We start from the raw sequence: 18493 nt of genomic DNA, 5'->3' as shown, positions 1-18493 counted from the left end.
TTTCTGGTGGAAACGGCCGGGATCAGGAAGCGGGCGAGGAAGCAGGCGCGGTGAAACCGGGCGGGCAGTGCATCTGCGCGGTGGCGACCACGCCGCCGCCGCATGCGGCCTTCTGCTGCGCCACGGGTGCGGCGGGTGCGGTCAGGTCGTCGTTGCAGGCACCGAGGAGTGCGGTCAGCGCGATCAGGCCAACGATCGCGAAAGGCCGTAGGGCCGACTTTCGCATAACGTCTCTCCGTGGAGGTGATGACTTGACACAGGCGCGGATGCGCACCGGTCGTGTCGACGGCGAGATGCTAATTATCACGTGTTACACGATGGTGTCGTGCAAAGAGGCGCGCCGCGTGCACGCAAGGGGCGCGCATGTCGCGGCGGAGGGGATTACGAGAGGTTGACGTAATGCAATCGAAAGATTCGCATTGCTTCGTTTTTGCCGAAGCGATCGAAGCGAATCTGTCGCGGTGCCGGTCGAGCAACGCACCACGACGCCTGTCTTACGGGCCGGCAGCCGCGGCAGCCGGCCCGCATACCGCGAAACCGGCGCCGCTCAGCCTTCCGCCATCATCAGCAACTGCGCGCCATCCGAAACCTGGTCGCCGACGCCGTACAGCACTTCCGCGACGACGCCCGCGCTCGGCGCGCCGATCGTGTGCTCCATCTTCATCGCTTCCATCACGATCAGCGGCGTGCCCGCCTCGACCTTCTGGCCCGGCTCGACCAGCACCGCGATCACCTTGCCGGGCATCGGCGCGGTCAGGCGGCCGCCGCCCTGCTCCGCATCGCCCGCATGCGCGAGCAGGTTGCGCCATTCGAACGTCTCGGCCGCGCCTTGCGAGAACACGTGGAAGGTGTCGCCGTCCGCATACACGCGGCCGCTGCTGCGCACGTCGCCGAGCGTCACGTCGAAATCGAGCGGCGTGGCGCCACGCGTCCACGTGAACGGTTGCGCGGCCGCGCCGCCGGTCGCGAGGCGCGCGACCGCGCCGTCGTCCTCGTACGTGACCGTCACGTCCGCTTCGCGCTCGGCCGCATGCCAGTCGAGCGTGCGGCGATAGCCGCCGTTCAGCCGCCAGTCCGGCAGCGCGCCCCACGGCGACGAACCGTGCGCGGCCGCGCCGCGTTCGCGCGCGAGCAGCGCGGCGCACGCGAGCGCGAGCATCGCGCGCGGCGGCTCTTGCGGCGCGAACAGCGCATCGTGATTGCGCTCGATCAGGCCCGTGTCGAGATCGGCCGTCGCGAACGGCTCGCACGCGACGATCCGCTGCAGGAACGCGGCATTCGTGTGCAGGCCGACCACTTCGCATGCACGCAGCGCGCGCAGCATCAGCCCCAGCGCTTCCGCACGGTCCGCGCCGTGGACGATCAGCTTCGCGATCATCGGATCGTAGAACGGCGTGATCGCATCACCTTCGCGCACGCCGCTGTCGACGCGCACCGATGCGCCGATCGCGAACTCGACGCCAGCCGGCAGCCGCAGGTGCTTCAGCGTGCCCGTGGACGGCAGGAAGCCGCGCGCCGGGTTCTCCGCATAAAGGCGCGCCTCGAGCGCGTGACCCTGCACGCGCAGTTCGTCCTGCTGCAGCGGCAGCGGCTCGCCGGATGCGACACGCAGTTGCCATTCGACGAGATCGAGCCCGGTGACCATCTCGGTGACCGGATGCTCGACCTGCAGGCGCGTGTTCATTTCCATGAAGTAGAACGCTTCGCCCGTCATGATGAATTCGACGGTGCCCGCGCCGACATAACCGACCGCGCGCGCGGCCGCGACGGCCGCTTCGCCCATCGCCTGACGCACGTCGTCGTGCAGGCCCGGCGCCGGCGCTTCCTCGAGCACCTTCTGGTGACGGCGCTGCACCGAGCAGTCGCGGTCGAACAGGTACACGGTATTGCCGTGCGTGTCGCCGAACACCTGCACCTCGACGTGACGCGGGCGCGTCAGGTATTTCTCGATCAGCACGCGGTCGTTGCCGAAGCTGCTCGCGGCTTCGCGCTGGCACGACGCGAGCGCCGCGGGGAAATCGTCGGAGCGCTCGACCACGCGCATCCCCTTGCCGCCGCCGCCCGCGCTCGCCTTCAACAGCACCGGGTAGCCGATCGCGTCGGCTTCGCGATGCAGGTTGGCCGCGTCCTGGTCGTCGCCGTGATAACCGGGCACGAGCGGCACGGCGGCCGCGTGCATCAGCGCCTTCGCGGCGGCCTTCGAGCCCATCGCCGCGATCGCGTCGACCGGCGGCCCGATGAAGACGATGCCGGCCGCTTCGCACGCATGCGCGAAATCTTCGTTCTCCGACAGGAATCCGTAGCCGGGATGGATCGCCTGCGCGCCGGTTGCACGCGCGGCTTCGATGATGCGCTCGATGCGCAGGTAGCTGTCCGCGGCGGCCGAACCGCCGATGTGCACGGCTTCGTCGCACGCGGCCACGTGTTTCGCGTTCGCGTCCGCGTCGGAATAGACGGCGACGCTCGCGATCCCGAGACGTTTGCACGTCGCGGCGACGCGGCACGCGATTTCGCCGCGGTTGGCGATCAGAATCTTGTCGAACATGGCTTCGGTGTCGTCCGGAAAGTTAGGGGCACGCCGTCATTCACGCCACGCAGGCGTGCGTTTCTCGAGAAAGGACGCAATCCCTTCGCGCGCTTCCGCGCCGGCCCGGGTTCGCGCGATCCAGTCGGCGGTCTGCTCGATCAGCGTCGCGTCGAGCGCGCGGCCGGCCACGTCGGCAACGAGCCGCTTGCACGCGCGCACCGCGTCGGGGCCGTTCGCGACGAGCGTCGCGGCCAGCTTCGCGACGGTTTCGTCGAGCGCATCGGCCGGCACCGCTTCGTGAATGAAGCCGAGCGACGCCGCGCGCGTGCTGTCGAACACCTCGGCCGTCGTGAAGTAACGGCGCGCCGCGCGCTCGCCCATCGCGCGCACCACGTAAGGCGCGATCGTCGCGGGGATCAGCCCGAGCCGCGCTTCCGACAGGCAGAACTTCACGCCGTCGGCGGCAATCGCGATATCGGCCGCGGCCACCAGGCCCACGCCGCCCGCGTAGGCATCGCCATGCACGCGGGCGATCACCGGCTTGCCGCAGCGATGGATCGCCTCGAGCATGCGCGCGAGCTTGCGCGCATCGGCGCGGTTCTCGTCGTCCGAGTAACCGGCCATCTTCTTCATCCAGTTCAGGTCCGCGCCCGCGCAGAACGCGGCGCCTTCCGCGGCGAGCACGATCGCGCGCACGCCTTCGTGCGCGTCGAGCCATTCGAACGCGGTGGTCAGCTCGGCGATCGTCGTCTCGTTGAACGCGTTGCGCACATCGGGGCGCGCGAGCGTGACGGTCGCCACGCGGCCGGCTTCGCTTACCTTGATCGTTTCGTATCGCATCGGTCAGCCCTCCCGGCCGTTACATGCGGAACACGCCGAAGCGCGTGTCTTCGATCGGCGCGTTCATCGACGCGGCAAGGCCGAGCCCGAGCACGTCGCGCGTCTGCGCCGGGTCGATCACGCCGTCGTCCCACAGCCGCGCGCTCGCGTAATACGGATGGCCCTGGCGCTCGTACTGGTCGCGGATCGGCTGCTTGAACGCGTCCTCTTCCTCGGCGGACCACGAACCGCCTTTCGCCTCGATGCCGTCGCGGCGCACCGTCGCGAGCACCGACGCGGCCTGCTCGCCGCCCATCACCGAGATCCGCGCGTTCGGCCACATCCACAGGAAGCGCGGGCCGAACGCGCGGCCGCACATCCCGTAGTTGCCGGCGCCGAACGAGCCGCCGATGATCACCGTGAACTTCGGCACCTTCGCGTTCGACACGGCCGTCACCATCTTCGCGCCGTGCCGCGCGATGCCTTCGTTCTCGTACTTGCGGCCGACCATGAAGCCCGTGATGTTCTGCAGGAACACGAGCGGGATCTTGCGCTGGCAGCACAGCTCGATGAAATGCGCGCCCTTCACCGCCGATTCGGAGAACAGGATGCCGTTGTTCGCGACGATCCCGACCGGGTGGCCCCAGATGTGCGCGAAACCCGTGACGAGCGTCGTGCCGTAGCGCGCCTTGAATTCGTCGAACTCCGAATCGTCGACGATACGCGCGATCACCTCGCGCACGTCGAACGGCTTGCGCGTATCGACCGGAATCACGCCGTACAGGCTCGTCGCGTCGTAGCGCGGCGGCTTCGGCTCGCGCAGCGCGACCGGCGGCGCGATCTTCGGCGCGAGGTGACTGACGATGTTGCGCGCGATCGACAGCGCATGCGCGTCGTTCTGCGCGAGATGGTCGGCCACGCCCGACAGGCGCGTATGCACGTCGCCGCCGCCGAGATCCTCGGCGCTCACTTCCTCGCCGGTCGCGGCCTTCACGAGCGGCGGGCCGCCCAGGAAAATCGTGCCCTGCTCCTTCACGATGATCGACTCGTCGCTCATCGCCGGCACGTACGCGCCGCCCGCCGTGCACGAGCCCATCACGACGGCGATCTGCGCGATCCCCGCGGCCGACATCGTCGCCTGGTTGAAGAAGATGCGGCCGAAGTGGTCGCGGTCGGGAAACACGTCGTCCTGGTTCGGCAGGTTCGCGCCGCCCGAATCGACGAGGTACACGCACGGCAGCCGGTTTTCCGCGGCGATCTCCTGCGCGCGCACGTGCTTCTTCACGGTGACCGGGTAATAGGTGCCGCCCTTGACCGTCGCGTCGTTGCACACGATCACGCATTCGCGGCCGGCGATGCGGCCGATCCCGGTGATGACGCCCGCGCCCGGTGCGTCGTCGTTGTACATGCCGTTCGCCGCGAGCTGCGAGAACTCGAGGAACGGCGCACCCGGATCGAGCAGTTGCGCGATGCGGTCGCGCGGCAGCAGCTTGCCGCGCGCCAGGTGCTTGTCGCGCGCGGCCTGGCCGCCGCCCTGCGCGAGCTGTTCGATCTTCGCGCGCAGATCGGCGACGACCGCCTCGAGGGCGGCGGCATTCGCGCGATAGTCTTCCGAGCGCGGGTTCAGTTTCGATTCGATGATCGGCATCGACGGGGCTCCGTTCGCGTGACGTGGGGCGTTACATCGTTTCCGCGAACAGCTCGCGGCCGATCAGCATCCGGCGGATCTCGCTCGTGCCGGCGCCGATCTCGTACAGCTTCGCATCGCGCCACAGGCGGCCGACCGGGTATTCGTTGATGTAGCCGTTGCCGCCGAGGATCTGGATCGCCTCGCCGGCCATCCACGTCGCCTTCTCGGCCGTATAGAGGATCACGCCCGCGCAGTCCTTGCGCACCTGGCGGATGTGGTCGCTGCCGGCCGAATCGAGGTGGCGGCCGACCGCGTACAGATACGCGCGGCATGCCTGGAACGTGGTGTACATGTCGGCGACCTTGCCCTGGATCAGCTGGAATTCGCCGATCGCCTGGCCGAACTGCTTGCGGTCGTGGATGTACGGCACGACCGCGTCGAGACACGCGGCCATGATGCCCGTCGGGCCGCCCGACAGCACGGCGCGCTCGTAGTCGAGGCCGCTCATCAGCACCTTCACGCCGCCGTTGAGCTGGCCGAGGATGTTTTCCTCCGGCACTTCGACGTCCTGGAACACCAGCTCGCCCGTGTGCGAGCCGCGCATGCCGAGCTTGTCGAGCTTCTGCGCGACCGAGAAGCCCTTCATCCCCTTCTCGACGATGAACGCGGTGATGCCGCGCGGGCCGGCTTCGAGGTCGGTCTTCGCGTAGACCACCAGCGTGTCGCAATCGGGCCCGTTGGTGATCCACATCTTCGTGCCGTTCAGCACGTAGCGATCGCCGCGCTTGTCGGCGCGCAGCTTCATGCTGACGACGTCCGAGCCGGCATTCGGCTCGCTCATCGCGAGTGCGCCGATGTGTTCGCCCGAAACGAGCTTCGGCAGGTATTTCTGCTTTTGAGCCTCGGTGCCGTTGCGGTGGATCTGGTTCACGCACAGGTTCGAGTGCGCGCCGTACGACAGGCCGATCGACGCCGAGGCGCGCGAGATCTCCTCCATCGCGACCATGTGCGCGGTATAGCCCATGTTCGCGCCGCCGTACTCCTCGGCCACCGTCATGCCGAGCACGCCGAGGTCGCCGAACTTCTTCCACAGATCCATCGGAAACTGGTCGGTGCGGTCGACCTCCGCCGCGCGCGGCGTGATTTCCTTCGCCGCGAACGTCGCGACGGCGTCGCGCAGCATCTCGATGTCTTCACCGAGCATGAATTGCACACCGGGCAGGTTGATCATGTCTCCTCCGTCTCCAGAAAGTGTGTGGCATCCACCGATTTCTGAGTTTCGCTCAAATCGAATGAATGCACCGATTCATTGACCAATACAGCGTAAATTTTGCACAGTTTCGCGCCTCGTCGGGTTCGTCGTCAATAGTTTTTTGAGTGACACTCAGATATCATGCCGAGATGACAGCCGCTACCGCCGACACCATGACCGCCACCGTCAAAGCCGATCGCGCCGACACGTCGCGCGCGCCCGCCGGGCGCAAATCCCAGCAACGCGTGCAGGACATCCTGCGCGCCGGCCGGGAAGTGTTCGCCGAAAAGGGTTACGAGCATGCGACGGCCGCCGAGATCGCGCAGCGCGTCGGCGTATCGGAGGCGACGGTGTTCAGCTACTTCCGCGGCAAGCGCGAGCTGTGCGCGCGCGTCATCGCGGATTGGTACGACGAAAACATTGCCGCGTTCGAGCAGGGGATGCCGCAGGAAGCGTCGGTGCGGCAGCAGTTCGCGTTCATCGTGCGCACCCACCTGCGGCTAATGCTGGTGAACGGCACGGGCCTGTGCGCGCTGGTGCTGTCGGAAGGCCGCGCGAAGCAGCATGCGCTGAGCGACGAGCTCACCGCGCTGCAGCGCCGCTACACCGCGCCGCTGATGGACGTGCTCGCGCGCGGCCAGGCGGCCGGGCAAGTGCGTACCGACCTGCCGCTGAGCCTGCTGCGCTCGATGGTGTTCGGGCCGATCGAGCACGTGCTGTGGGATGCGATCCTCGGGCACCGCAAGCTCGACACGGAAACGACGGCCACGCAGCTCGTCGACATGCTGTGGGCCGCCGTGCAGCCGCCGGCGCCGGAGCAGGCGGCGCTCGTGCGGTTCAGGAATGAAGTGGCGGAAGCCGTGCGGCGGCTGGAAGGGGAAGCGTCACGCCCGTGACGCAGGGGTGCGGCCCGACGCACGTCGCATCGTGCGCCGCGCGTAACCGACCGCTAGGAATCCTCGCCGACACGCAGCGGCGCGCGGCTCTGCTCGTTGTTCAAATGGACGAACTTGCGCAACAGGCGTACGAGCTCCTGCGAATCTTCCTCGCCCATCCCGTCGAACAGGCCGGCACGCAGCTCCTGCACTGACGGAATCAGGCGCGTGAGCAGTTCGACGCCCGTCGGTGTCAGCAGCAGGCGCCGCTGACGCCGCGGCAGCACTTCGCGAACGATCAATCCTTTCGCTTCGAGCCGGACCGCGAGGTCGGCCGTGGTCGACGTGTCGAGCGCCACCCGCTGCGCCAGCGTCACCTGATCGAGCCCCGGACACTCGTAGAGCATCCGCAGGACGGCGTACTGCACCGGCGTCACGTCCCGGCCCAGCTTCTCGTAGAACATCGCGACGGCAATCTGGTGCGCGCGCCGGATCAGGTGCCCCGGCTCGTCGTACAGGTCGAGCGGGAAAGCCGGCGCGTCGGCGGGATTCGTTTTTTCCATGAATGAGTCGATGACATAGGCGGCGCGCGCCGGTTGCGCGCGCCGACGGCATGGCGCTGCCTCGCGCCATTTCCCGGGAAAACCAGTATACCGCTCGCCTTGCCCCGGCCAATCTCAATGCGTACACTGAATCTCATTCAGTACACGGAATGAAGAACTGCCGCATGTCAGCGGCACCGCCCCGAAGGAGACGACGAACGTGTTTCTCAAGAACGCTTGGTATGTGGCGTGCACGCCCGATGAAATCGACGGCAAGCCGCTGGGCCGCAAGATCTGCAACGAGTCGATGGTGTTTTACCGCGCGGCGGACGGCCGGGTCGCCGCGCTCGAGGACTTCTGCCCGCACCGCGGCGCCCCGCTGTCGCTGGGATTCGTGCGCGACGGTGTGCTCGTGTGCGGTTATCACGGGCTGGAAATGGGCTGCGACGGCAAGGCGTCCGGCATGCCGGGCCAGCGCGTCGGCGGCTTCCCGCCGATTCGCAGCTTCCCGGTGATCGAGCGCTACGGATTCGTCTGGGTCTGGCCGGGCAATGCGTCGGAAGCCGATCCCGCCAGACTGCCCGCGCTGGCCTGGGCCGAAGACCCGGCCTGGGCGCACGGCGGCGGCCTCTATCACATCCGTTGCGATTACCGGCTGATGATCGACAACCTGATGGACCTCACGCACGAAACCTACGTGCATGCGTCGAGCATCGGCCAGAAGGAAATCGACGAAGCGCCGCCGAAGACCACCAGTCATGGAGACGAAGTCGTCACGAGCCGCTTCATGGAGAACGTGATGCCGCCGCCGTTCTGGCGGATGGCGCTGCGCGGCAACGGGCTCGCCGACGACGTGCCGGTCGACCGCTGGCAGATCTGCCGCTTCACGCCGCCGAGCCACGTGATGATCGAAGTGGGCGTCGCCCATGCGGGCCACGGCGGCTACGACGCGCCGGCCGAGTTGAAGGCGTCGTCGATCGTGGTCGACTTCATCACGCCCGAGACGGACACGTCGATCTGGTATTTCTGGGGCATGGCGCGCAACTTCCGGCCCGACGATCACGCGCTGACCGCCGAGATCCGCGAAGGCCAGGGCAAGATCTTCGCCGAGGATCTCGAGATGCTCGAACGCCAGCAGCTCAACCTCGAGCAGTGGCCGGACCGCAAGCTGCTCAAACTCAACATCGACGCCGGCGGCGTGCTGTCGCGCAAGGTGATCGACCGGCTGCTCGCCGAAGAAAACGCGGCGAGCCCGCAGCGGCCCGTGATTCCGGTCGCGCAGGTCAAGGAGGCGTCATGAGCGCCGCGACATTGACGGTCCGGCTGGCCCGCAAGTGGCAGGAAGCGCGCGACATCTGCGGTTTCGAATTCGTCAGCGACGACGGTTCGCCGCTGCCGGGCTTTGAAGCCGGCGCCCACATCGACGTGCATTTGCCGGGCGGGCTCGTGCGCCAGTACTCGCTGTGCAATCACCCGGAACACGCCGATCGCTATCAGATCGCCGTGCTGCGCGATGCCGACGGCCGCGGCGGGTCGCGCGCGATCCACGACGAAGTCCAGCAAGGCGATACCGTGCGGATCGGCATGCCGCGCAACCAGTTTCCGCTCGCCCCCGACGCTCCGCACCACCTGCTGCTCGCGGGCGGGATCGGCGTCACGCCGATCCTCAGCATGGCGGAACGACTGTTCTCGTCCGGCATGCCGTTCGACATGCACTACTGCGCGCGCTCGACCGATCGCATGGCCTTCGTCGAGCGAATCAACGCGGCCGGGTTTCACGATCGCGCCCGCCTCCACGTCGACGACGGCGCCCCCGGGCAACGCTTCGATCTCGCCGCCGTGCTCGCCGCCGCGCCCGCAGGCACGCACCTGTACGTATGCGGCCCGCGCGGCTTCATGGACGCAGTGCTGAACGCCGCGCGCGAGCGCAACTGGGCCGAAGCGCGGCTGCACTACGAGTTCTTCGGCGGCGCGGTTGCGTCGTCCGGCGCGGACCGTGCGTTCCAGGTTCGGATCGCGAGCAGCGGCATGGTGATCGACGTGCCGGCCGAATGCACGGTCATCGCGGCGCTGGCGGCGAACGGCGTCGACGTGCTGACGTCGTGCGAACAAGGCGTATGCGGCACCTGCGCGACGCGTGTGCTCGAAGGCGAGCCCGATCATCGCGACGCGTATCTGACCGACGACGAAAAGGCAGCCGGCGATCAGTTCATGCCGTGCTGCTCGCGATCGCGAAGCGACCTGCTGGTCCTTGATCTGTAGATCCGCAAATCTGTAGACGGACCGCCCGACTCGCGGCGGCCAATCACAATACTGGAGACGATCAATGGAGCAACATGCCCCGGCACCGCTCAGTACTACTCAGTTCCCGGCCGACCGATGGTGGGTCGCCGCGCTGTCATCCGAACTGACGGACAAACCCGTCGCCCGCACGCTCCTCGGCCGCCCGGTCGTCCTGTTCCGGTTGCCGTCCGGGGAAGTCGGCGCGCTGGAGGATCGCTGCTGCCACAAGTCGCTGCCGTTGTCGTGCGGCTCGCTCGAATCGCGCGGCCTGCGCTGCGGCTATCACGGCCTGCTGTTCGACCGCAGCGGCACGTGCGTGGAGATTCCCGGCCAGGACCGGATTCCGGCGAAGGCGTGCGTGTCGTCGTATCCGGTACGGGAACAGGACGCCATCGTGTGGATCTGGATCGGCGCCGACGCGCACGCTCGACCGACGAGCGCGCCGCCACGCTATGCGTTCCATGCCGATCCGCAATACCGGTTCGGCGGCGGCCACTACCACTACGACGCACCGTATCAACTGATTCACGACAACCTGATGGACCTGAGCCACCTCGGTTATGTCCATCTGAAAACGATCGGCGGCAACGCGGCACTGCACATGGGTGCGGAAACCCGCGTCAGCAGCGACGGCGATACCGTGACGCTGGTTCGCCGGATGCCGGATTCCGACCCGCCGCCAACCTATACCGCTGCGTGGCCGTTCGCGGGCCGCGTCGATCGCTGGCAGGAAATCGAATTCCACGTATCGCACATCCGGATCTGGACCGGCGCGATGGACGCCGGCACCGGCGACCTGCACGATCCGGCACGCGGCGGCTTTCACATGCGCGGCTTCCACGGCATCACGCCCGAGACGGAAACGACGACGCACTACTTCTGGACCGTCGCGACCAATCCGCAACACGACATCGAGCGCGTCGCGCAAACGGTCATCGAGCAATCCGCGGCGACGTTCGACGAGGACAAGACCGTGATCGAAGCGCAATACCGGAACCAGCTGCGGTTTCCGGGCGGCCGCCAGATCGACATTCACGTCGACGCGGGCCCCAATCGCGCGCGGCGCGTGATCGAGCGGCTGCTGCTCGAACCCGCTTGAGCATCGCGCCGCCCCGCCGACAACACCCGCCGGTCGCGACGGGCGCTCTGCAGGGTGTCCCGTCGGCCCGTTCAATCGCTTTCGCCCCATTCGCCATCACCGGCCTCGATTTCATCCCATTTAATTAGTCATACTATTTACAAGGATCTTTGACGTGAGCGCAAACATCCGCAATACGATCGACGAATCCCCGATGAGCACGTTCCAGGCGATGGCGGTCACCGCCTGCGTCGTGCTGAACATGCTCGACGGCTTCGACGTGCTGGCCATCGCGTTCGCCGCGCCGCACCTGGCGGCCGAGTGGAGACTGAGCGGCAAGGAAATCGGCCTGCTGCTGAGCGCCGGGCTGGCCGGCATGGGCATCGGCTCGGTGCTGATCGCGCCGCTCGCCGACCGCGTCGGCCGCCGCCGCATCATCCTGCTCTGCCTCGCGGTGATCTCGACCGGGATGCTCGCCTGCGCGGCCACGCACAGCACGATTCAACTCGCCGTCACGCGTGCGTACACGGGGCTCGGCATCGGCGGCATGCTGGCGAGCCTGACCGTCATCAGCGGCGAATACGCATCGAACAAATGGCGCAGCGCCGCGATCGGCATGCAGTCGACCGGCTACGCGATCGGCGCGACCGGCGGCGGCGTCATCGCCGGCTACCTGCTGTCGACGTGGGGATGGCGCAGCGTGTTCGCGTTCGGCGGCATCCTGACCTTGCTGTCGATCCCGATGGTGCTCGCATTGCTGCCGGAATCGCTCGACTTCCTGCTGGCAAGGCGTCCGGACAACGCGCTGCTGAAAATCAACCGCATCCTCGCGAGAATGAAGCGCGCGCCGATCGACATGCTGCCGGCGGCGACTGCCTCCATCGACTCGGCGAACGCCGCGTCGAGCTGGACGGCCGTGCTGCGCGCGCCGCTGACGCGCCGCACGATCGCACTGTGGATCGCATTCTTTCTCGTGATGGGCAGCTTCTACTTCGTCGTGAGCTGGACACCGAAGCTGCTGGTTCAAGCCGGTTTGTCGGCATCGCAGGGGGTCACCGGTGGCGTGCTGCTCAATCTCGGCGGCATTGCGGGCGCATCGCTCTTCAGCCTGCTGTCGACGCGGTTCGGCCTCCGCAACCTGCTCGGCGCGACGCTGCTGCTCGGCGGCGTATTGATGGTCGTGTTCGGCGCGAACACCGGCTCGCTCGGGATCGGGATGACGGTCGCGGTATTCCTCGGCGCCGTGATCAATGCGTGCGTGGCCGGCATGTATGCGCTGTCGCCGACGCCGTATCCAGCCGAAATCCGCACGACCGGCATCGGCCTCGCGGTCGGCATCGGTCGCCTCGGCGCGATCCTGTCGCCGATGACGGTCGGTGCGCTGCTGGACGACGGCTGGTCCGTGTCCCATCTGTATCTCGCGTTCCTCGTGCCGATGATCGGCGCGGCGATCGCCGTCGCCGTGGTGGGTACGCGCGCCGCGGCACCGCGCAGGCAACGCGACCCGGCGATGTCGTAACGCACGACGCACGCAGCCTTGCCGATACCCGTCGGCATCCCGGATCGGCTCGGGTCATAAAAATATCGATAAGCATATCTACATACTGTTTGGAGACAGCCATGAAAACGAAACTGGGCGCCGCACTCGCGACGGCGATGGCACTGACGCTGGCCGGACCGGCCTGCGCGCAAAGCAGCATCACGCTGTACGGGATCATCGATACCGGCGTGTCCTACTACAACAACGCCGCACATGGCGGATCGTTCACGGGTATGCCGACACTGACCGGCGAAGTGCCGTCACGCTGGGGGCTGAGGGGCACGGAGGATCTCGGCGGCGGCTATCAGGCTTTCTTCGTGCTCGAGAACGGCTTCCAGCCCGGCACGGGCGCACTGAACTACGGCGGGCGCCTGTTCGGGCGACAGGCGAACGTCGGCGTGAACAGTCCGTTCGGCGCGCTGACCCTCGGCCGCCAGATGAACATGTCGATGATCGTGCTGACCAATGCGGATGTGATCGGTCCGTCGATTCACTCGATGGCGGATTTCGATTCCTATCTGCCGAACGCGCGCAGCGACAATGCGATCGGCTACAAGGGCACGTTCCACGGTGTGACGCTCGGCGCCACCTACAGCTTCGGCCGCGACGCGGCCGGGCCGGCAGGGCCGTCGGCGACGGGCTGTGCCGGACAGGTGCCCGGCGACTTCGTCGCTTGCCGCCAATACACGGCGATGCTCGCGTATGACGCGAGCAATTTCGGGCTCGCCGCGTCGCACGACGTGATGCGCGGCGGCGGCGGTGCGCTCGCGCCGCTGAACAATCCGGCATACACCGACACGCGCGACATCGTCGCCGGCTACGTGAAGATCGGCCCCGCGAAACTGGGCGCCGGGTGGATTCGCCGCAACCTCGCGGCGGCCGAGCACCTGCAGGCCGATATCGTGTTCGCCGGCGGCACGTACTACGCGACGCCCTACCTCGCGCTCGACCTTCAGGGCGTCCGCTACCTGCAACGCCGGGAAAACAGCGAAGGCGGCACGAACGCGACACTGCTCGTCGGCCGCGCGAACTATTTCCTGTCGAAGCGGACGACCGTCTATACGTCGGTGGGCTACATGTTCAACAGCACGCTGGCCGCGAACGCGGTCGCCGCGGGCGGGACGGTCGGCACCGGGATGAACCAGCTCGGCGTGATGGCCGGCATCCAGCAGAAGTTCTGAACGCCGGACGCCCGTGCGCCGGTCAGTTGGCGAGACGGCAGTGGGCCAGCTTCAGGCCCGGCAACACGGGCGCATCGATATAGCCTTCGTTCACGCAGCTGAAGCGGAAAGCCGCCGACGTGACGAACGGCTTGATTTCGCCGCCGGGGAATTTCGGCTTCAGCGCATCCTGGTCGGCCACGTCGAAATGCGTATCGAACTGCTCGCCGTCGGCCGTCAGCGCGCCGAAGTAAGTGCCGCCCGGATCGCTGCCCATCCGGATCACGGCGCCGACGAACGTGAGGCGCTTGCCGTCGTACTTCGCCTTCGCCGCGGCCACGTCCTGCGTGTAGGCCTCGATCACGGCGCCGTAGTGCGCGTCGATCGCGGGGTCGGCATCGGAAGCCGCGCAAGCAGCCTGGTGAATGCCTGCCAGCAGCGCGCAGGCCGCAAGCGCGGCCGCCGCGAACGGCGCGGAAATCTTCTTCATGGGTGGTCTCCCGTCTAGCGTGGTGGTTGAAGTGATTGAAGCCCGGCGCAACGCCGGATGAACTCGCTTCCGTTGCTTTAATCGTTCGAATGGCGGATGACGGCTGCGATCACTTCATCGCCCGCGTGGTCGTGCGCGGTGCGTGACGTCGCGCGGAACGCGACGTGACAGGAAGATGACATGGTGCGGCCCCCGGTTCTCTCGTTGAATTTCACTGCGTCTGATTTTGGCCGCTACGGTAGCAGACGGCCGCCAGCCCGGCAACCGACACCCGAGCGCCGGCAATCATGTCACTACAATTGCAAATGATTCTCATTACATATATCATGCACGCCTTGGCCGTAACGAAACGCCGCGGCCCGCGACACGATCCTTAGCACTCCCTCCTGTATCGATTCATGCCATCCCGTCGAACGCCCCGCCGCGTCCGGACCCCGTGTCCGTGGCGCTCGAGCCTGCCTGCCCTGATTACCCTTTGCGTCGCAAGCGGCGCGCATGCGGCCAACGCCGAAGCCGGTGCAACCGCATCGGCACCCGCGACGCCGGCCGGGAAAGAACTCCCCGCCATCAACGTCAACGCATCGTCGACCGTCGACCCGACCATCGGCTACCAGCCGCGCACCAGCAGCATCGCGGGCGGCAGCGACCGTCCGTTGAAGGAGATTCCGCAATCGGTTGCGGTGGTCAGCAGCAGCGTGATGCAGGACCAGCAGGCGCGTTCGCTCGACGACGTGCTCGGCAACATCAGCGGCGTGACCCAAACCAACACGCTCGGCGGCACGCGCGACGCGTTCATCAAGCGCGGCTTCGGGTCGAACAACGACGGCTCCGTGCTGGTCGACGGCGTGCGCACGCCGGTGCTGCACAGCTATCTCGCGACGATCGACCGCGTCGAGGTGCTGAAGGGCCCGGCTTCGCTGCTGTACGGGATGCAGGATCCGGGCGGCGTGATCAATCTCGTCACGCGCAAGCCGGAAGACACGTTCGGCGGCTCGATCTCCGCATCGCACACGAACCACGGCGGCAGCAACGCGCAGTTCGATCTCACGGGGCCGCTCGGCAAGCCGGGCCAGGTCGCGGGCGGCACGCTCGCGTTCCGGCTGACCGGCGAATACGACACGAGCCGCTACTGGCGCAGCTTCGGCCGCGAACGCAACGCGTTGATCGCACCCGCGCTGTCGTGGCACGACGCGAACACGTCGATCGACGTCAGCTATCAGTACGTCGACTACACGATGCCGTTCGATCGCGGCACCGTGCTCGTGAACGGCCAGCTCGACGATGCGTTGCGCTATCGCCGCTACGAGGAAGCATGGTCGCAAAGCAGCGGCATCCAGGAAACGCTGCGGACGCGCATCGAGCACCGCTTCTCCGACGCATGGCGCGTGCGCGCGACCTACGGCTGGGGCCGCGACCGCTACGACCAAACCATCACCCGCGGCAACTCGTTCAACAGCAAGACGGGCGCAATGACACGCTCGTCCGACGCGAACCTCGGACGCAACGACTCCGACCAGATCGCGACGCTCGGCCTGCTCGGCAACGTGACGCTCGCCGGGATGAACCACGCGATCTACATCGGCGGCGAATACGAACGGCAGCGCAGCTTCCGCGGCGACACGATCCGCGGCAAGGCGACGACGGGCTTCAATCTCTACGATCCCGTGTACGGCCTGCTCGCGGCGGGCGGCACGCCCAACGCGAAGCAAAGCGATTCGCGCTCGGTCGTGCGTGCGTATTCGACGATCGTGCAGGACTCGGTGAAGATCACCGACCGCCTCACCGCGGTAGGCGGGCTGCGCTGGGAAAACTGGCAGCAGGAATCGGGGATGGGCCGGCCGTTCGTGTTCGCCGACCGCTCGCGCGGCAGCGTCTGGCTGCCGCAGTTCGGGCTCGCATACGCGCTCACGCCGGCGCTGACCGCCTACGCGAACGTGAGCCGGTCGTTCAAGCCGAACGTCGCATCGAACGTCGCCGCGCCGCTCGCGCCGGAATACGGCCGCGTGCTCGAGGCCGGGCTGAAGTTCAGCCTGAAGCCCGCGATCACCGGCACGCTCGCGGTCTACCAGATCGACAAGCGCAACGTGGCGGTCACGGTCGGCGACATCACGTCGACGATCGGCACCGCGCGCTCGCGCGGGATCGAGCTCGACGTCGCCGGGCAGATCACGCGCCACCTGAGCTTGATCGGCAGCTATGCGTATACGAACGCGACCGATCGCGACAGCAACACCCCGCTCACGAACGTCGCGCGCCATATCGGGAGCCTGTTCGCCGTGTACGACACGGCCATCGCGAATCTGCCCGGCCGCTGGCGCTTCGGCGGCGGCGCGCGTCTCGTCGGCGCACGCTCCGGCGACACGGCGAACAGCTTCACGCTGCCCGGTTATGTGACCGTCGATGCCTTCGCAGCCTACGAAACGACGATCGGCAAGTTCCCGACACGCTTCCAGCTCAACGTGAAGAACCTGCTCGACAAGACCTACTACCCGTCGAGCAACAACAACCTGATCGTCGCGGTCGGCGAGCCGCGGCTCGTCACGCTGACGACGACGGTGTCGTTCTGATGGCCTGACGTTCCGATCGCCCGATGCGTGCATGGGCCGGCCCAAACGCGGCGGCCCTTGCACCACGGCCGCATTCGCAGCCGCTCACGACACGTAGCGACTCACCCCTTGCCCCAGTGCGACATCCTTGCCGCTTCGCAAGCGGTCACCGCGAATCCGCGCGCGTGGCGCCGGACAACCACCAACGACGCGGCGACGGAACATCGTCCGATCCGCCGGCGAAGCAGGAACGACAGCGAATCACCCCGTTGCTTGCCGCCCACACCAGCGCCGGATTCCGCTTGACTGCCGTCCCGCGCGGCACCCGACGCCACCATTTACACGCCTCCCCGGCACTCGCTTCACCGCCCGCAAAAATGCATCCGAGCGATGCATTTCCGCCCGCTCCCGAACCGCATCGCGCGCCGTATGATCGCCCCGGCTTTTCCCCACGGCGGCCCGATGCGCGTCTACCTCTCCATTCGCTCACGCGCTCCGCTCCAACCACCTGCGAACATGTCCAACCTCTCACTCATCCTCGTCGTCTCCATGCTCAGCGCCTTCGGCCTGATCGCGTCCGACGTCTACCTGCCCGCGATGCCGTCGATGGCCCACGAGTTTTCGATCGGCGCATGGCAGATGCCGCAGACGGTATCGGCTTACCTGATCGCGCTCGCCTGCGCGCAGCTGGCCTACGGCCCCCTCTCCGATCGATGGGGACGCAAACCCGTGCTGACGGCCGGCATCGTCCTGTACATCCTTGGCTCGATCGGCTGCGCAAGCGCCGGCGGCTTCGCGAGCTTTCTCGGATGGCGCGTGCTCGAAGCGCTCGGCGCGGCGTCCGGCCTCGTCATCGGTCGCGCGATCATCGCCGACACCTGCGACAAGAACGCATCCGCGAAGATCTACAGCATCGTGTATCCGCTCGTGTCGCTGTCTCCTGCAATCGCCCCCGCAATCGGCGGATATCTGGCTGCGGCGTTCGGGTGGCGAAGCGATTTCATTTTCGTCGCCGCATTCGGCGTCGTCGCACTCGCGCTCGTTCAGTTGCTCCTGAAGGAAACCCGGCCGCCCGTCGCGCCGGGCCAACATCGCGCCGCACCGCTGGCCGGCTTCACCGGCGTACTCGCGGACCGGGCCTTCATCCGCTACACGCTCGTCGTCTGTGCGATCTATTGCGCGTGGTTCGTCTACCTGACGCAGTCGCCGTTCATCTTCTCCGGCCTCGGTCTTTCGGAACGGCAAAGCGGCTGGCTCTATCTGCCGCTGACCGCCGGCATCGTTTCCGCCAACCTGGTTGCGCGCCGCATGCTCGACCGGATGTCCTACGACTCGATCGTCGTGGCCGGCGTGGGCTGCTTCGTTGCCGGCGGCACGGCGTTCGCCCTGTGCGAATCGTGGCACGTCAAAGGGGTCGTCGCGATCGTGATGCCGATGGTGCTCGTCAGCCTGTCGAATGGATCGTCGCTGTCGCTCGCGGTCTCGGGCGCCATCGCGAGCGAACACGGGCGCGCGGCGACGGCGTCGGGGCTGGTCGGCTTCTTCCAGATCGGCAGTGCGTCGCTCGCCGCCACCGTGTCCGGCGGCCTGCTCGGCACCGGAAGCCACGTGCTGGCGGCGGCCATCCCGTTCTTCGCGATCGTCGCGGCCATCGCGATCGTGCCGCGCTGGTGTGCCGCGCGGCGCACGCGCTCGATGCGCGACACGCTCCCCCGTTGAGCCCGTGACCCTGCGCGGGCGAGGCCCCGGCC

At 67.3% G+C, this 18493-nt stretch carries 15 protein-coding genes; 8 read left to right on the top strand and 7 right to left on the bottom strand.

The window, feature by feature from the left end:
* Positions 1-22 precede the first annotated feature (22 nt).
* The 5 genes from DPV79_RS31980 to DPV79_RS31960 form a co-directional block, all read right to left on the bottom strand.
* Positions 23-226: a hypothetical protein gene (locus DPV79_RS31980; protein WP_059685375.1), complete on the bottom strand. Its 204-nt coding sequence runs from the start codon at positions 224-226 to the stop codon at positions 23-25.
* Between the two features lie 321 nt (positions 227-547).
* Positions 548-2545 (bottom strand): acetyl/propionyl/methylcrotonyl-CoA carboxylase subunit alpha, encoded by a 1998-nt coding sequence (locus tag DPV79_RS31975; RefSeq protein ID WP_113047338.1) that lies wholly within the window; start codon positions 2543-2545, stop codon positions 548-550.
* 36 nt (positions 2546-2581) lie between these two features.
* Positions 2582-3367, bottom strand: coding sequence for an enoyl-CoA hydratase/isomerase family protein (locus tag DPV79_RS31970; protein WP_059619767.1), 786 nt, complete (start codon positions 3365-3367; stop codon positions 2582-2584).
* A 19-nt stretch (positions 3368-3386) separates the two neighbouring features.
* Entirely contained in the window at positions 3387-4994 is a 1608-nt protein-coding gene (locus tag DPV79_RS31965; RefSeq protein WP_113047337.1) for a carboxyl transferase domain-containing protein, read from the bottom strand.
* Between the two features lie 31 nt (positions 4995-5025).
* Positions 5026-6207 (bottom strand): isovaleryl-CoA dehydrogenase, encoded by a 1182-nt coding sequence (locus DPV79_RS31960; RefSeq protein WP_021163017.1) that lies wholly within the window; start codon positions 6205-6207, stop codon positions 5026-5028.
* 170 nt (positions 6208-6377) lie between these two features.
* On the opposite strand from DPV79_RS31960, the gene DPV79_RS31955 reads away from it, so the two are divergent.
* Positions 6378-7124, top strand: a complete 747-nt coding sequence (locus DPV79_RS31955) for a TetR/AcrR family transcriptional regulator (protein ID WP_021163016.1) — start codon at positions 6378-6380, stop codon at positions 7122-7124.
* Positions 7125-7177: 53 nt separating this feature from the next.
* Here the strand turns inward: DPV79_RS31955 and DPV79_RS31950 are convergent, their stop codons facing one another.
* Entirely contained in the window at positions 7178-7666 is a 489-nt protein-coding gene (locus DPV79_RS31950) for a MarR family winged helix-turn-helix transcriptional regulator (RefSeq protein WP_021163015.1), read from the bottom strand.
* Between the two features lie 199 nt (positions 7667-7865).
* Between DPV79_RS31950 and DPV79_RS31945 the strand changes: the two genes are divergently transcribed.
* The 5 genes from DPV79_RS31945 (at position 7866) to DPV79_RS31925 (ending at position 13727) form a co-directional block, all read left to right on the top strand.
* Positions 7866-8945, top strand: coding sequence for an aromatic ring-hydroxylating oxygenase subunit alpha (locus tag DPV79_RS31945; RefSeq protein WP_113047336.1), 1080 nt, complete (start codon positions 7866-7868; stop codon positions 8943-8945).
* Positions 8942-9907: a PDR/VanB family oxidoreductase gene (locus DPV79_RS31940; protein WP_113047335.1), complete on the top strand. Its 966-nt coding sequence runs from the start codon at positions 8942-8944 to the stop codon at positions 9905-9907. Before DPV79_RS31945 ends, DPV79_RS31940 begins: the two co-directional genes overlap by 4 nt.
* 64 nt (positions 9908-9971) lie before the next feature.
* On the top strand, positions 9972-11027 hold the full coding sequence (locus tag DPV79_RS31935; protein WP_060125104.1) for an aromatic ring-hydroxylating oxygenase subunit alpha: 1056 nt from the start codon (positions 9972-9974) through the stop codon (positions 11025-11027).
* Positions 11028-11181: 154 nt separating this feature from the next.
* Complete coding sequence (locus DPV79_RS31930) at positions 11182-12525, top strand: MFS transporter (protein WP_113047334.1); 1344 nt, start codon at positions 11182-11184, stop codon at positions 12523-12525.
* 101 nt (positions 12526-12626) lie between these two features.
* Entirely contained in the window at positions 12627-13727 is a 1101-nt protein-coding gene (locus DPV79_RS31925; protein WP_113047333.1) for a porin, read from the top strand.
* A gap of 22 nt (positions 13728-13749) precedes the next feature.
* On the opposite strand, the gene DPV79_RS31920 is transcribed toward DPV79_RS31925, so the two are convergent.
* The gene (locus tag DPV79_RS31920; protein WP_059586784.1) at positions 13750-14196 is read right to left on the bottom strand and encodes a hypothetical protein; all 447 of its coding nucleotides are present in this window, start codon (positions 14194-14196) and stop codon (positions 13750-13752) included.
* Between the two features lie 398 nt (positions 14197-14594).
* On the opposite strand from DPV79_RS31920, the gene DPV79_RS31915 reads away from it, so the two are divergent.
* Positions 14595-16763: a TonB-dependent siderophore receptor gene (locus tag DPV79_RS31915; protein WP_113047332.1), complete on the top strand. Its 2169-nt coding sequence runs from the start codon at positions 14595-14597 to the stop codon at positions 16761-16763.
* A gap of 495 nt (positions 16764-17258) precedes the next feature.
* Entirely contained in the window at positions 17259-18461 is a 1203-nt protein-coding gene (locus DPV79_RS31910) for a multidrug effflux MFS transporter (protein WP_113047331.1), read from the top strand.
* Positions 18462-18493: the final 32 nt, after the last annotated feature.

The sequence above is a fragment of the Burkholderia reimsis genome (assembly GCF_003294055.1).
Lineage (GTDB): Bacteria > Pseudomonadota > Gammaproteobacteria > Burkholderiales > Burkholderiaceae > Burkholderia > Burkholderia cepacia.
The sequence above is the reverse complement of the archived record's forward strand: the minus strand, read 5'-3'. Positions and strand labels throughout refer to the sequence as shown.